Origin of the sequence: Streptomyces sp. HP-A2021 (genome assembly GCF_022807935.1) — a bacterium.
Lineage (GTDB): Bacteria > Actinomycetota > Actinomycetes > Streptomycetales > Streptomycetaceae > Streptomyces > Streptomyces afghaniensis.
On the sequence record NZ_CP094344.1, the window covers coordinates 997,260 to 1,011,627 of the forward strand.

Here is a 14,368-nt window from a genome sequence, read left to right on the forward strand (position 1 = left end):
GACCATCCTCGCTCTCCATCACGTCGGAACCGCTCAGCCGTCCGACGGACCCCGGTGATGAGTTTTCGCGCCCGCACCCGTCACACCTAGGACGGGACACGACGAGGCGGAAGGATGACGTGATGAGTGCGGACACACGGCTGGAGGAGCTGGGCGTGAGCGGTCTGGGCGAGGTCGACGAGTCGGCGTTCTCGGGGCTGGCGGAGCGGCACCGGCGGGAGCTGCACGTGCACTGCTACCGGATGCTCGGGTCGTTCGACGACGCCGAGGACACCGTGCAGGAGACGTTCCTCCGTGCCTGGCGGCGGCGGGAGACCTTCGAGGGGCGGTCGACGTTCCGGGCCTGGCTGTACCGGATCGCCACCAACGCCTGCCTGGACCTGCTCGCCAAACGCCGCCCGGAGCCCGCGACCGGCGGCGAGGTGCTGTGGCTGCAGCCCTACCCGGACCGGCTGCTCGACGAGCTGCCCGCGGGCGACGCGGACGAGCCGGAGGCCGTCGCCGTCGCGCGGGAGACGATCGAGCTGGCGTACCTGGTCGCAGTCCAGCACCTCGCGCCGCGCCCGCGGGCCGCGCTGATCCTGCGGGACGTGCTCGGCTGGCCGGCGAAGGACGTCGCGGAGCTCCTCGGGGACTCCGTCAACTCCGTGAACAGCGCGCTGCAGCGGGCCCGCGCCGGCATGCGGGAGCACCTGCCCGCCGAGCGGCAGGACTGGACCGGCAGCGAAGAGGACGCAGGGACGCGCGAGCTGGTGCGCCGCTACACCGACGCCAGCGTGGCCACGGACATCCCTGCGCTCGCCGCGATGCTGCGGGACGACGTCCGGTGCTCGATGCCGCCCACGCCGGGCCTGTACATCGGCCGCGACGCGGTGGTGAACGACTGGGTCGAGAGCGGCTTCGAGGGCATGAAGGGCCTGCGCGCCGTCCCCACCTCCGTGAACCGGCAGCCCGCCGTCGCCTTCTACCTCTGGCAGGAGCAGGAGGGCGCGTACCTGCCGCTGACGATCGACGTCCTGCGCGTCACCGGCGGGGCGATCACCGAGATCGTCACGTTCCACGACGACCGGTTCCCGCGGCTCGGGCTGCCGGAGCGCCTGCCGGCGGACGGCACGGCGTAGTCCCGGTGTGGACGCTCGGGCGGCGCGGCGGCGCGCGTGTCGCGGTGGTCGCCGGGGTCGTCGCGGGCGGGGCAGCCATCGCGCGGCGTCTCGAGTGAGGCCGCCTCACAGACCCGTGCCACGACGTCGTGCGGCGTGGCGCCGGTGAGATGCAGGACCGCGGTGAAGGGGTTCTTGAGCCTGGGCGACCCGGACGGCAGCGGCTTGAGGTGTCCCGCGCGCTGCAGTGCGCGGGAGACCTGCGGTCTCGTGTGCATGAGGACGTGTCCCAGCAGCGCCGATTTCCCGGAATCTGCGGCACCGGTGACGACGAACATGCCCTCACGGGCCGTGTCGATCCAGTTCAGGATCCGGGTGCGTTCCGCTTCTCGGCCTTCGAAGTACCATCCCTGCTCCCCCAGTTCGGCACCGCTGGCCTTGTGGGCGAAGTGCCGTCGCTCGTCAGGGGGAGAGCGTGCTGAGGACGGCTTCGACTTCGGCGAGCAGGTCGAGGGATGTCGTCAGGGAGGCGGCGAGCGCCGGCTCCCTGCGCTGCAGCAGAGCTCTTCCTGTCAGCGGCGTGAGGTCTCCAGCGCGCGCTACGGCGGCGGCGACGATGTCGGCCGGCGTCTCGGTATCGAACGACAGGTGGTAGCCGCGGACCTTGGCGGTGCCGGTGACGGCGATCTTCCATCCCTCGCCGTCCGTGCCGGGGCGTCCGAGCGGGAACCACCCGAGGTAGGACCTGCCGTCCTTAAGAACGCCCTGGGCCTGTTCATCAGTGTCAACGGCTTCACGTCCGGTGCACGGGCAGCCTTCCGCGAAGGCACCTCGTTTCTGACTATGAGCTCGTAACAGGATCTTGTTGAAGGTGTCCTGGCCGGGCATGGCTGGTGTGGGTGTCTCGCCCACGACAGCGGATGATGTGCCCGGAAGCGGCGGCGCAGGTTGACTGCCGAGGTGAGTCCGACGCGGGTGGCGATGGCTTCGACCGTCAGGTCGGTCTGTTCCAGCAAGGCACGTGCCGCGTCGATGCGTTGGCCGAGCAGCCACTGTCCTGGGCTGGTGCCGAGTTGTTCGGTGAAGCGCCGGGCGAGGGTCCGGCTGGAAAGCCCGGCGCGTTCGGCGAGCCGGTCGATGGCCAGTCGGGTGTCGAGCCGGGAGGTGGCCCACTCCAGCACGGGTGCCGATCGACGCGCTCCACCACGGGCACGTGCCGGAAGGACACAAGCTGCGGTGGAACGGTCGGCAGCGAGGCGACTGTGTCTTCACACTCGTCGATGAGCAAGCCGAGAAGGCGGTCCAGCCTCCCCGGTGCCGACCATTGACGTGCCGGAGACCCGGGATCGCCCTCATCATCTCGTCCGTGCGACGCGCATAGCCCTCGGCCGGTCTCAGCGCGTGGTCGACACTTGGGACAGACCAGAAGTCATCCCGCTGCACCTGTCCCGCCCACTCGCCGACAGTGCCCTGCGGATCATGCACGCGCTACTGACCGAGGTGGGCGTGGCCCCGTGCATTCGGACCGTGAAGATCTCCCCGGTGGCGCTGGCGGCGCAGATTGTGCACTCCTCGCGGCGCCGGACCACGAGCAGCGGGACATCGAGCACATCGGGTCGCGCATGTTGCTGTCGAGCTGGAGTGGTCGAAGGTGCTGCCGCAGCGTCGCCCGTGGGTAGCTTCGCACTCCTGCTGCTGGGCGCCCAGCAGCGGAAATTGCCGTGCCGCCGGCCTCGATGCCATGCCAGGATGCAGCGCGTCCCGATGCCTTGCGTCTTTGCGGAGCTGCTATTGCCCGGCGATCGCCGCCCGTTCATCGCCGTACTCGCCTCCAATGTCATCTCCATCACCGGGAGTGTGTTCACCGGGATGGGCGTGCCGTGGCTCGTCCTGCAGAGCACCGGGAGCGCCGCCAGGGCCGGGATCGTGGCGTTCTGCTCGGTGCTGCCAGTGGTGCTGTCGGCCATCGCCGGCGGGCCGGTGATCGATGTCATCGGCAGGCTCAGGGTCGGCATCGTGTCCGATGTGGTCTGTGGGGCGGCCGTCGCTGCCATTCCGCTGTTGGAGTTCGCCGGAGTGCTGCAGTTCTGGATGCTGTGCGCGCTGATGGCCGTCACCGGGCTGTTTTATGCTCCAGGCGCGACTGCCCGCGGTGTGCTGTTGCCCACGCTCGCCGAGCGTGCTGGGATGCCGCTGACCCGAGCCGCCGGGTGGTACGACGGTGCCTCACGCTGTGCTGGGATGATCGGCTCGGCGGTCGGTGGTGTGCTCATCGCTCTCCTGGGTGCACAGAATGTCCTGCTGCTGGACGCCGCTACCTTCGCCTTGTCCGCCGCGCTCCTCGCCTTCGGCCTGCGCGGCCTGCCCGAGGCCCGGCCCCAGAGGCGGCCCGAGCCGGCGTCGGTGCGCTCCTATCGCCGCGAGTTGGGAGAGGGTTACCGCTTTGTCCTCGGCACGCCACTGCTTCTTGGCATCTGCCTCATGACTCTGGCCACCAAGGGCTTCGATCAGGGCTGGAGCGCCGTGCTCCTTCCGGTTCATGCACGCGAGGAACTCGGTGGCGCCGCCGACCTGGGCCTGTTGAACGCGACGTTCTCCGTCTGCGCGCTGGCAGGGGCACTGGTCTATGGCGCGGTGGGCAGCCGCTTCCGGCGGTGGCCGGTGTTCACCATCGCGTTCCTGATCGGCGGCATGCCGCGCTTCGTGGTCGCTGCCTACAGCGACACCGTGGCCCCGCTGGCCGTGACGATGGCAGTCGAGGGCATCGCCTTCGGGATCATCAACCCCATCCTGACTACGGTCATGTACGAGATCGTGCCCGAACGGTTGCGCAGCCGCGTGCTCAGCGCGACCACCGCCTCGGTCCTGACGATCACCCCACTCGGCGGCCTCACCGCCGGCTACTTCGTGGACTCCACGGGCTTGTTCACCACGATGTTGGTGGTCGGCGGTGCGTATCTCCTCGCCACCCTCGCCCCGACGATCTTCCCTGCATGGAAGCAGATGGACCATCCCGCCCCCTCCGTGGGCGAGTCGAAGAGCCCCATACCGCAGGATGCAGAGAGCCCGTCGGCAGGTCCGCAGCGACCTGCGACGGACAACAGATGTGCCGACCCCGACGCCCCCGAACGTGGAACTTGAGAACCCACCCCTGCTGAACGACCGGTACCTCCCTCGTGATCGCCTCCAAAGTCCCCTCGGAGATGCAGAGGCACGCGCACTAACTGACCGAAGGTCATCGCCGCAGGCGCCAAAAACCAGGCGGGCGGCCCCAGCTGGAGTACACGCTCGCGCACCTGTCAATGGCCACCCACCACCCCCGACTTCCTCACTCGCATGTTCGAGTGAGATGCGAGCCTGTGCACGAGTCGCGCGGCTTTCCTCCCGATGACCCCCGTCGCCGCATCAGGCGGGCTGTCCTGCTCCGATCCGGCGGATCGCCTCCAGCGGGTAGGGGGTCGCCCGGCTCTCCTGCCGGAATTGGCGATAGAAGTCCCCCATCACCGCGGCGACCGGCGCGTAACGGACCAGGACCTCCGCGACCGCCGCTGGAATTCCCCCCGGGGACACCCCCTCAGCGCACGTGCGCACAAACGCCCTGCGTTCTTCCGGTTCGCACCCGTACAGAGCGACGGCCAGCCAGTTCACCAAATGCGTGGCGGTGTAGCAGCGGTCGTAGGTGCGGTGCTCGTCGAAGAAGTCGGCCTCGTTCTGTGTGAGCTCGAAGCGGGAGGAGATAGCGAGGCCGTAGTCGGCGAAGAAGAGCCGCCGGCCGTCGGTCAGGATGTTCTGGAAGTGGGCGTCGAAGTGCAGCAGCCCGCGAGCGTTCATGAACGAGATGCCGGCTTTCAGCTCGTTGTCCACCATGGCGCAGGCCCGCTCGGTCACCTCGTCACCGGCCCCGATCTGGACGCCCAACCAGTCGTGCAGGTTCTGCGGGATGTACTCCAGGAACAGCATGAGGCTCGCCGAGGACTGCTGGAGAGCCTCGATCCGGCGGCGTACCTCCGCTCCGCCTCCCCAGTAGGCGACAGCTCGTTCCACATCGGCCAGTTCCTCGGGAAGCGGCTGGCCGTTGTCTGGTAGCACCCGCCAGTGGTACATCAGGGGGAAACCCTCGTAGTCTCCCGAGATCACCCAGTTCGTCGTCATGGTGTGCACGGCCAGCTCCCGCCAGGCTCCGCCCCCCGGGCCGCCGATACTGCCGATGCCGTACTGGCAGAAGACCGGCAGTCCGAACAAGTTCGCCGTGGAGTGAACGTTTTCCGGCCGTCGCTCCAGATCGGTGAGGCGTACCTGCTTGACGAAGACCGACGTTCTGTCGACCTCCAGCACTACTGTCTTCCCGCCGATGCCGGATCCGATCGGTGTGGCGGCGTCCACGAGCTCGTGCAGTCTGCGATCACTGCAGAGCGCCAGCGATGTCGAAACGGCACCGTGGGCGGCCAGACGAGCACCGCGGGACATGTCAGGGCTCTTCACCTATGCCTCCAGCCGGGCACCCGCCTCTCGTGCACTTCAACGAACACTGGGGCAGGAGCTGCCGACACCGTCTCACGTCGAGAGCGATGATCCGCCCCAGGGGCCCTGACGGCTGCCGCAGCGACCCAGGGGCATCAATCCACCGTGACTTTGATCTGTAGTTGGCGGGTGCCGCAGCCGGACCTGCCGGTCAAACGTCTTTGATCTCTGGTTGGCGGGTTCCTTGATTGACAGTTGGCGGCTCGGAGACCCCGATGAGTCACTCAGCGTGTGGAGGGTCTTCGCCCGCTGACGTGGGTCAAAAGTGTGTAGCGATGCCGAAAACGCGGCGGAGTTGTGCCATGTCGTGACGATCGCGTTCCGAGGGCTCGTAGCCCTGGTGGAAGTAGACCTGCTGATCAGCGGACAAGCACGGGACTGACGTCCCATGGATGGTGCCCGTCACGAAGCATGAGGACGGGTAGGTGAATGGACGCTCGGGTTCGGGTGATGCCTGCACTGCTGAGCCGTCGTCGGCGAAGACCAGCGGGTGGAGGTCAATCTCGCGTCCGTCCGGTGCCGTCACGACGAATCGGATGGGCCTCCAGTTCAGGGTCTCAACGAAGCCGGCCTCATGGAGGGCTGTCAACACGGCGTTTTCCTGGTCCTGCCGGTGCATCAAGTCCAGGTCGCGGTGGTCTCGCGTCTGCTCGCCGATCAGAGAGTCGATCCCCCATCCTCCACCGATCCAGACGTCTGCCTTCGCCTGTCGTAGCAGGGTGAGAACGAACAACACGTCGTCAGCTGTCATCACCTGACGCAGACTAGAAGCGTCCCTCCAGGGCCGCGAATTAATTCCCCGTCGGGCCGGTGACTGGAGGGGGCCATACCTCGATCCACTTGCTTGTGTCGGAGGTGTTGCCGTGGATGCCCCCGGGGGGGATCAGCACACTGTGCGGGCGAGGAACCTGGCGCGCACCTCAGCGGCGAACTCCTTGTTCTTGGCAGCGCGTTCGCGGGATTCGACGGCCCGGCGCTCGAACCACTCGTCTCGCTGCGCGGTGAACTCGGCCATGCGGGCGTCGCGCTGCTCGTACATCTGTCGGCGCAGGGGGTCGAGCCCGGTCCGGTCGACCGTCGGGAGGTCCGCCATGCCGGGGCCTTCGGCCTTGCGTGGGAGGCGCTGGCTGACCGGGAGGATGTCGAGGCGGGGGGCCGGGAGGGTCTGGTACCAGTACGCGGTGGTCGACCAGTCGTCGGCGAGGTGGTTGCCGTGGCCGTGCTCCATGGTGACGCGGATGCGTTCGTTGAAGCGGACGGAGTCGGCGAGGTGGAAGCGGTAGTGGACCTGGAGGCCGGGGACGTCCTCCTCGTGGATGATCGTGCCCTGGAAGGGATAGTTGATCTTCTGCATGCCCCAGCCGTGGCTGAAGTAGTCCTCGCCGCCGGTGCCGTGCATTGACGGGGGCCAGCTGGTGGTGCCGTCCGGGTTGAAATCCTCGTCGATCCAGATCATGTCGTCGCCTTCGCCCCACCAGGTGCTGGTGAAGTGGTTGACGGTGTGGACGCAGCCGATGTAGTTGCCGGCGCCCTCGGTGTCGAGGATGACGTAGTTGTCCTTGCCGTCGAGGTTGGGGACTTGGGTTTCCAGGCTGTTGACCTGGAGGTCGGGGCCCCAGCCGTTGCAGGGGTTGTTGCGGCGCCAGTGGGCGTGGAAGTAGAGGGTGTCGTCGGGGAGGTCCTCGGCGAAGAGCTCGTAGTCGATGTAGAAGTACTGGACGTACGGGTGCTCACCCTGGTTCTCGACCTCGATGCGGGCCCGCCGGTTGAACGGCATGGGCAGGAAGCAGTTGAAGGCCGCGGGGCCGCCGTACCGGCGCTCCGAGTCGTCCTTGACCGACACGGTGAAGGGCATCGACTGGAAGCTGGCCGGCATCGAGTTGCCGACGCCGAAGAAGTCTCCGAGCGGGGCGACGACGGAGGGGTGCTCCTGGTCGTCCCAGTACATCTTGATGACGACCTTGCGGTAGTAGTCGGGGTCGTTGACCTCCCAGTTGTAGCCCAGCGCGTTGTTGAACTCGACCATGGCCGTGCCGGCCTGGCGGGCGTCGAAGAGGCCGGGGCCGAGGATGACGCGGCAACCCTGGACGAACCACAGGTGGGTGATGGCGCCGGGGCCCTCCAGGTCGGCCAGGACGGCGGTCTCGCCCGGCATCACGATGAACGCGTCCTCATTGAGGCCGGTGTGGTCCCAGCTGGCGACCCGTGCGGAGCGGGACCGGCGACGCTTGGCGGCCCTGCCGAGCAGGTCGTCGCCGAGGGAGAAGGAAGAGACGGACATGGAGCAGAGGTCCTTTCGGTTGCGCGTCCGGGCGGTCGGCCCCGGGGAAGAAGGGGGCGGATCAGCCCTTGACGGCGCCCAGGGTGAGGCCGGCCACGATCCGCCGTTGCAGGACGAGCGTGAGCAGGATGACCGGGATCGAGTAGAGGGTGGCCATCGCGGTCATGGGTCCCCACTGAAGGCCGTACTGGGTCTGGAAGTTGGCGATGAGGATCGGCACGGTCTGGGCCTTGACCGCGGTCAGGAGCAGGGCGAAGAGGAATTCGTTCCAGGACGCCAGGAAGGCGAAGATCGCCGTCACGGCGACGCCGCCCGACACGACCGGGAGGACCACCCGGATCAGCGCGCCCAACCGGCTGCACCCGTCGACTTTGGCCGCGTCCTCCAGCTCGGCGGGCACGGCCTCGAAGAAGCTGACCATGAGCCAGATGGACAGCGGAAGCGAGATCGTCGTGTGGGCGATCGCCGTGCCGACCGGTGTGTCGGTCAGGCCCAGGGACTTCATCATTCCGATCAGCGGTACGCCGATGGCGACGGGTGGGACCATCCTGGTCACCAGGGCCACCACGATGAACACCCGGCCGCTGAGCGTGCCGAAACGGGACACGGCGTAGGCCGCGGGCACGGCCAGTACGAGGGAGATGACGGTGCTCAGCACGGCGGTGGTGACGCTGTTGATGAACGCGGCGGTCACGCCCGGGGTGTTCAGCGCCTTCGTGAAGTTCTCCAGGCTCCACACCTTCGGCAGGATCGTCGGCGGCACCGCGAGGGCGTCCGACGGCGTCTTGAACGAGGTGAGCATCAGATAGAGGAAGGGGAAGGCGTACGCGGCGACGACCACGAGCAGCAGGGCCCACAGCAGCGATCGCCTGGTGGCGAGCCGGTCCAGTACGGCGGTCATGACTGCCCCTTTCCGGGCCGCCAGATCATGCGCATCGTGACGATGGCGACGGCGAGCATGGCGATCAGGTAGAGAGTGCCCATGGCGGAGGCCAGGCCCTGCTCCCCGAAGCGCACGGTGGTGCGGTAGATCAGCAGGCTCAGGGTGGTCGACGCCGACTCGGGGCCGCCGTTGGTCTGGATGACGATGGTGTCGAAGGCGCGCGCGGCGTCGATGCCGCGGACGATCAGCGCGACGGCGATGACCGGCCGAAGCAGTGGCAGGATGATCCGGAACAACTGCTGGCGGGCGTTGGCGCCGTCGAGCCTGGCCGCCTCCAGGACGTCGCCGGGGATGTTCTGCAGGCCGGCGAAGAGCACCAGGGTCATGAAGGACGTCGTGAGCCAGATGTCGGGCAGGGCGACCGAGGCGAGCACGATGTCCGGGTCGGACAGCCAGCCGATGTCGGCGGGGCTGTCCAGGATGCCGACCTTGGTGAGCCCTGAGGTCAACATCGTCGACGTCACCGGTGAGGACAACTACGTCATCCTCGACACCGAGGGCAAGGGACACTACGTCGGCTGCAACCTCTCCGTCCATCACCGGCAGGGCAGTTGGTGGGGTGAGGGCAACGACATGATCTGGATCGACGACGACTTCCTGCCCGACGGCTCCACCAGCTGGCCGCCCTCCCTGCACGGCACGGGCACCGAGGACTACTTCAACCATGCCTGGGGCATGCAGAAGAACGCCTACCTGTACCACGGCGCGATCCTCCACGAGGCCGATGTCCCCGGCTACTCCGTCAACTACCGCTTCCATGTGGCCGATCCGGTCCACTTCGAGGAGCGCATCCGGGTCTCCATCGAGCACGGCCACGGCAACCACCTGGCCGACGACTGGGCTTCGACGGCGTACTGGTACCAGACCCTGCCCTCCCCCAAGGCCACCATCCTGCCGCTGGAGCAGCGCCTGCCCGTGCGCCCGGCCGGCCAGCCGATGCCGGTCCCTGCCGCGCGTTCCGGCGCGGTCGCCGAGGAGATCGCCGTGATGCGTGAGCGGTACTCGGCCCGCTTCGAACGCCACATGAACAACCTCGCCGAGCGCACCCGGCAGCGGGGCGAGCGCTCGTTGCAGGAGTCCGAGGCGAACATCAAGCAGGCCGCGGCCGTCCGCCGCCGTTACGACGAGCGCGCCGATGACTGAGACCACAACCGCACTGGACACGCACTTCCCGGCGGTCCACCTCCGCCCGCCGGCGTACTGGATCAACGACCCGAACGGCCTGGTCTTCGACGACGGCCACTACCACGTCTTCTTCCAGTACAACCCGCGCAGCGCCCGCCACGCCGACATGCACTGGGGCCACTACCGCAGCCGCGGCCTCATCCACTGGGAGCTGCTGCCGGTCGCCCTGGCCCCCACCCCCGGCGGCGACGACAAGGACGGGGTCTGGTCCGGCAACGCGGTCTCCCACGACGGCCGCCTCACTGCCTTCTACTCCGCCCGACACAACGGGCGTTGGCACCAGCCCGTGACCTCGGCGGTGTCCGACGACGGCGGTACGACCTTCACGAAGCGCGACGGCTTGCTGATCCCGGAGGCGGCCGACGGCACGACGATGTTCCGCGACCCGTACGTGTGGCGGGACGGCGACCGCTGGCGGATGCTGGTCGGCGCCGCGCTTGCCGACGGACGCGGCGCGGCCCTGGCATACACCTCGGACGACCTCGACGACTGGGCGTACGAGGGCGTCTTCCTGGCCCGCCCCATCCCCTGCGCGATGGCCGGAACACCGAGGAGGGCTGGGAGTGCGCCCAATACGCCGCCTTCCCCGACGGCACCGGCGCGGTCCTCGCGAGCGCCTGGGATCCGCAGGAGGGGGCGAGCTGCACGATCTACTGGCCGGGGCGTGAGCAGGACGGCGAGTTCCGGGCGGACAAGCCCCACCTCCTCGACCACGGCCCCGACTTCTACGCCCCCGCCCTGCTGCACGCACCTGACGGGCGCTGGCTGATGTGGGCCTGGATCTGGGAGGCACGGGACGAGGAACGCGTCGGCGCCCCCAGCGCCTGGACCGACGAGGCCGGTTGGGCGGGCATGCTCTCCCTGCCCCGCGAACTGACGCCCGGCCCGGATGGAGAGCTGGTCCAGCGACCGGCCCGCGAGCTGCTCGCCCTGCGCGGCGAACGGCGGATCGCCGCAGCGGGCAGGGCGAGCGCCGAGCAGCCGGTGGACCTGGGCGAGGTGTCCCGGGCCACCGACCTGACCGTGACCCTGGAGCGCGGCGGGCGCCTGCGGCTGCTCACCTCACCGGACGGCAGCGAGTACCTCGACGTCGTCCATCACCTGGTCACCGGCGAACTGGTCGTCGACCGCGACCACGCCTCCCTCGACCCCCGTGCGAAGGGCGGCAGTTGGCGCCTTCCGCCCGAGGGGCCCAACGCGACCCTGCGGATTCTGCTCGACCACTCGGTCGCGGAGATCTTCACCGCCTCCGGCCGCACCCTCACCCTGCGCTTCTACCCCGTCGGCGACGGCCCTTGGCGCGTGCAGATGGGAGCCACAGGGGTGGCCCCCGCCGCGTACACGGTCGGGGCATGGGATTTGACAGCGCCGGAACCCCTCGGATGACGAGAGACGCATCGACCCGGTTGGCTCGCCAGACGTGCCAACCGGGTCGATGGCGCCGACGGGTCAGTCGGTCAGGTTGCCCATCTTCCAGATGGTCATGGACTTGACGACACTGCCGTCGCCGAAGAGCCGCAGGCCGAGAGAGTCCTGCCGGAAGGGGTAGGCGCGGGTGGTGATGGACTTGTGCGCGTCCGCGTATGCCTCGATCATCGAGCGGTCCAGGAACACATCCAGTGACAACTCTCCGTTGGAGAGCGTCAGCGGACCTTTCTGGATGCCCAGGTCGGCGTCGACGCTGGAAGTGTTTCCGGATCGTGTTCGATCGACGCCCAGCTGTCCGGCTGGGGCGTCGTAGAACAGACGGGTCCGCTCTTCGTCACCGGGGCTGCGCAGCACATCGAGTCCGAAGGTGCCGGCGCGGCCCCGTTCCAGGGTCAGCTTGATGTGGAGCATGTCCCCCTTGATGTCTACCAGGCGCGCGTTGGCGTCGGCGACGGAGGTCGGTTCGTTGATGTTGAGGAGTGGCTCGCCCACATGGAGCCGGGAGACCTCCTCGACCGGGCTGACTCCCAGGTCTCCGTCAGGTCGCATGGACAGTTGGACGGGGAGTCCGGCGTTGTGGGCCCAGCCGGCGTCGTAGTGGGCGCGCTCCGTGCGCCGGTCCTGCGCGATGCTGAAGACGAGGGAGCGTCCCTTGTCGTCGACCGTTCCGCTGGGCCCGGTGAAGTGATCGCCGTAGTCGATCAGCTTGGGCTCGGTGGTGTCGGGTGTCCATCGGCGGGCCTGGGCGTCCCAGGTGCCGACCCAGTAGTAGACGTACTTGCTGCTGTAGTCGGCTGGGCCGTCGGGGAAGGACGGGTTGACGAGCAGCGCCCGGCGCTGGCGTCCCTGGTCGTCCTTGCCGATGGGGAGGAAGGTGGGGAGCTCCCAGACCTGGCCGGTCTTGGGGTGGGCCGCCACGTCACCGACCATGAGAGGCCCCGAGTAGGTCCAGTCGGTGAGGTTCTTGGAGGTGTAGAGGAGCGCCGTCCCGCCGACGCTCTGGCCTGACGTGGTCTGGACTCCCGAGCCGACCAACTGGAACCAGGTGTCGCCTTCCTTCCACACGTCCTGGTCGCGGAAGTCCCCGAAGCGGACCTTCCGTCCGGCGCCGACGTCCAGATCGGCGGTCTGGCTGGTCACCAGGGTCGGGTGCATCTTCCACTTGACCAGGTCCGGGTCACCGGGGTCGACGGGGCGTGCGAGTCCGGTTGCCTGATTGGGGCGCTGGGAATCGTTGCCGGCCGTGAACAGCAGGACGGGGACACCGTTCTCGTCGAGGGTCGCGTCGCCGGACCAGACACCGTCGGGTGCCACACTCCCCGCGGTGGGAGCGAGGGCGACGGGCAGGTCGCGCCAGTGCACCAGATCCTCGCTGACCGCGTGCCCCCAGCCGATGTTGTGCCAGTAGGGGCCATGGGAGTTGTGCTGGTAGAAGAGGTGGTACTTGCCGTTGACCTGGATGGGGGCGTGGGGCTCGTTCATCCAGTGGTTGGGGGCCGAGAAGTGATAGCCCGGGCGGTAGCGGTCGCCGTCGTAGCGTGAGCGGTCCATGGCCATACGGGCCTCGGGGATGCTGCCCCCGGCGAATGTCTGCATGTCGTGCTCGTGGCCGGCCCGCACGGATTCGGCGGTGAGCGCGTCCGTGTGGACCTTCACCTCGTCGATCTGGCCGTTGAACATGTTCACGGCAAAGGTGCCGTTGATGATGGCGGGCTGGTTGTGGCGGCCGATGAGCAGGGGAACGTCGGCCTTGGCCAGGCGGGCCGTGGTGGGGATGGCTGTACGGGCGACCTGCTCGCCGTTCAGGTACAGGCTGATGGTGCCCTCGCTCGGAGCGAAGACCGCCGCGATGTGCGCCCACTTGCCTGCGGCCAGAGCTGCCGCCTGGGGAACCGCCGTCTCGTACCAGGCGTCACCGGTGCCGATGCCGAACTGCCACACGCCGTGCCGGCCGACGCCGAGCGAGAATCCGCGGCGTGCTGCCTTGTCCTGCTGGTTGACGATGGCCGAGGGCTTGCCTTCGTCGCCCCATTCGAAGGCGCGCGGTGCGACCCAGGCTTCCACGGTCATGCCGTCCGCGGGAAGCTGCGTCTGCGATGCGGCGCGGGTGGCCCAGGTGGAGTAGCCGTCGAAGAGAAGGGCGCCGGAGAGAACGCCGTCCTCCTGCCGTTTGGTACGCCACAGTGGGTCGCTGTTCGGCTTGTAGACCGCGTTGTTGAAGACGTAGCTGATGGGATCCGCGCTCTGGCTGATCCGCTCCGTGGTCGCGGTGCCCTGGCCCTCGGCGAAGTCCCAGTAGGCGGCGAGCCCCTCGAGGCCCGGGTCCGGAGCCTCGTCCAGACCGACTCTCACGTCGTCCAGGTTGATGTGTCCCCAGCCGCCGGTGGCCCGGTCGACCGCCGTGATGCGTAACTGCTCGCCCAGGTGCTCTCGCGCGTCCCAGGTGACGCGGCGGTACGCCTCGTCGTCGGTGCCGGTGGCCTTGTGCAGGACGGTGCCGTCCAGGGTCGTCAGAGCCACGTACAGCTGGTCGTCGTTACGGCCGCCGGAAACCAGGACGCTGACCATTCCGGTGCCGGTCAGGGTGAACGGCTCGGAGGTGACGGTGCCCGTGGGGGCATCGCCGCCGCCCGCGAATCCCCACAGGTGGTAGGTGCCCTGCTGGTTGAAGCAGCAGCCCCATCCCCAGCCCGGCTGGTTGGTGACGGATCCGTTGAAGGCGGTTCCTGTGGTGCTCCAGCCGCTCAGGTCGCCCCTCTCGAAGCCGGGGTTGGACAGGGTGCTCTCGCTCGCGCCGGCCTGTCCCGACATGAGGGGTGTTGTCATGCCGAGACACGCCACGAGGACGAGCAGTGTGCGTAGCAGGCTGCCCGGGGGCCCTGTCCTGGATGTCGCTGGTGAACGCGTGCG

General features: G+C 68.4%; 10 protein-coding genes and 3 pseudogenes. 5 read left to right on the top strand and 8 right to left on the bottom strand.

The window, feature by feature from the left end:
• Positions 1-122: 122 nt before the first annotated feature.
• Positions 123-1,121 (top strand): RNA polymerase subunit sigma-70, encoded by a 999-nt coding sequence (locus tag MQE23_RS04630; RefSeq protein WP_243378320.1) that lies wholly within the window; start codon positions 123-125, stop codon positions 1,119-1,121.
• A 573-nt stretch (positions 1,122-1,694) separates the two neighbouring features.
• On the opposite strand, the pseudogene MQE23_RS04635 reads toward MQE23_RS04630, so the two are convergent.
• Both MQE23_RS04635 and MQE23_RS04640 read right to left on the bottom strand, forming a co-directional pair.
• Positions 1,695-1,856, bottom strand: a pseudogene (locus MQE23_RS04635) (DUF317 domain-containing protein); the annotation flags it as partial.
• Positions 1,857-2,029: 173 nt separating this feature from the next.
• Positions 2,030-2,287, bottom strand: a pseudogene (locus tag MQE23_RS04640) (helix-turn-helix domain-containing protein); the annotation flags it as partial.
• Between the two features lie 562 nt (positions 2,288-2,849).
• Between MQE23_RS04640 and MQE23_RS04645 the strand changes: the two are divergent.
• Positions 2,850-4,241 carry an MFS transporter gene (locus MQE23_RS04645; protein ID WP_243378321.1) on the top strand — a complete coding sequence of 464 codons (1,392 nt, stop codon included), beginning with the start codon at positions 2,850-2,852 and terminating at the stop codon, positions 4,239-4,241.
• Positions 4,242-4,505: 264 nt separating this feature from the next.
• Here MQE23_RS04645 and MQE23_RS04650 read toward each other — a convergent pair whose 3' ends face one another.
• The 5 genes from MQE23_RS04650 to MQE23_RS04670 form a co-directional block, all read right to left on the bottom strand.
• Positions 4,506-5,567, bottom strand: coding sequence for a protein kinase family protein (locus MQE23_RS04650; protein ID WP_243378322.1), 1,062 nt, complete (start codon positions 5,565-5,567; stop codon positions 4,506-4,508).
• 313 nt (positions 5,568-5,880) lie between these two features.
• Positions 5,881-6,372 carry an amino acid transporter gene (locus MQE23_RS04655; protein WP_243378323.1) on the bottom strand — a complete coding sequence of 164 codons (492 nt, stop codon included), beginning with the start codon at positions 6,370-6,372 and terminating at the stop codon, positions 5,881-5,883.
• Positions 6,373-6,504: 132 nt separating this feature from the next.
• Positions 6,505-7,902, bottom strand: coding sequence for a glycoside hydrolase family 172 protein (locus MQE23_RS04660; protein ID WP_243378324.1), 1,398 nt, complete (start codon positions 7,900-7,902; stop codon positions 6,505-6,507).
• Between the two features lie 61 nt (positions 7,903-7,963).
• A complete protein-coding gene (locus MQE23_RS04665; RefSeq protein WP_243378325.1) occupies positions 7,964-8,803 on the bottom strand; it encodes a carbohydrate ABC transporter permease in 840 nt (279 codons plus the stop codon).
• Positions 8,800-9,297, bottom strand: a complete 498-nt coding sequence (locus MQE23_RS04670) for a sugar ABC transporter permease (RefSeq protein WP_243378326.1) — start codon at positions 9,295-9,297, stop codon at positions 8,800-8,802. The genes MQE23_RS04665 and MQE23_RS04670 overlap by 4 nt, the downstream gene beginning before the upstream one ends.
• On the opposite strand from MQE23_RS04670, the gene MQE23_RS04675 reads away from it, so the two are divergent.
• The 3 genes and pseudogenes from MQE23_RS04675 to MQE23_RS43485 all read left to right on the top strand — a co-directional run bounded on the left by MQE23_RS04675 (position 9,278) and on the right by MQE23_RS43485 (position 11,416).
• Positions 9,278-9,988, top strand: a complete 711-nt coding sequence (locus MQE23_RS04675) for a glycoside hydrolase family 172 protein (RefSeq protein ID WP_243378327.1) — start codon at positions 9,278-9,280, stop codon at positions 9,986-9,988. The two genes, MQE23_RS04670 and MQE23_RS04675, sit on opposite strands and share 20 nt — an antisense overlap.
• Positions 9,981-10,487, top strand: a pseudogene (locus tag MQE23_RS43480) (glycoside hydrolase family 32 protein); the annotation flags it as partial. The gene MQE23_RS04675 and the pseudogene MQE23_RS43480, both read left to right, overlap by 8 nt.
• Positions 10,424-11,416 (top strand): GH32 C-terminal domain-containing protein, encoded by a 993-nt coding sequence (locus tag MQE23_RS43485; RefSeq protein ID WP_279345124.1) that lies wholly within the window; start codon positions 10,424-10,426, stop codon positions 11,414-11,416. The pseudogene MQE23_RS43480 and the gene MQE23_RS43485, both read left to right, overlap by 64 nt.
• A gap of 63 nt (positions 11,417-11,479) precedes the next feature.
• Here the strand turns inward: MQE23_RS43485 and MQE23_RS04690 are convergent, their stop codons facing one another.
• Positions 11,480-14,284, bottom strand: a complete 2,805-nt coding sequence (locus MQE23_RS04690) for a GH32 C-terminal domain-containing protein (RefSeq protein WP_243378328.1) — start codon at positions 14,282-14,284, stop codon at positions 11,480-11,482.
• Positions 14,285-14,368 lie beyond the last annotated feature (84 nt).

What these genes read in the sequence shown, in the direction of transcription:
- MQE23_RS04630 (WP_243378320.1), top strand. Translation starts at nt 123, where the DNA reads ATGAGTGCGGACACACGGCTGGAGGAGCTGGGCGTGAGCGGTCTGGGC.
- MQE23_RS04645 (WP_243378321.1), top strand. Translation starts at nt 2,850, where the DNA reads ATGCAGCGCGTCCCGATGCCTTGCGTCTTTGCGGAGCTGCTATTGCCC.
- MQE23_RS04650 (WP_243378322.1), bottom strand. Translation starts at nt 5,567, where the DNA reads ATGTCCCGCGGTGCTCGTCTGGCCGCCCACGGTGCCGTTTCGACATCG.
- MQE23_RS04655 (WP_243378323.1), bottom strand. Translation starts at nt 6,372, where the DNA reads ATGACAGCTGACGACGTGTTGTTCGTTCTCACCCTGCTACGACAGGCG.
- MQE23_RS04660 (WP_243378324.1), bottom strand. Translation starts at nt 7,902, where the DNA reads ATGTCCGTCTCTTCCTTCTCCCTCGGCGACGACCTGCTCGGCAGGGCC.
- MQE23_RS04665 (WP_243378325.1), bottom strand. Translation starts at nt 8,803, where the DNA reads ATGACCGCCGTACTGGACCGGCTCGCCACCAGGCGATCGCTGCTGTGG.
- MQE23_RS04670 (WP_243378326.1), bottom strand. Translation starts at nt 9,297, where the DNA reads ATGTTGACCTCAGGGCTCACCAAGGTCGGCATCCTGGACAGCCCCGCC.
- MQE23_RS04690 (WP_243378328.1), bottom strand. Translation starts at nt 14,284, where the DNA reads ATGACAACACCCCTCATGTCGGGACAGGCCGGCGCGAGCGAGAGCACC.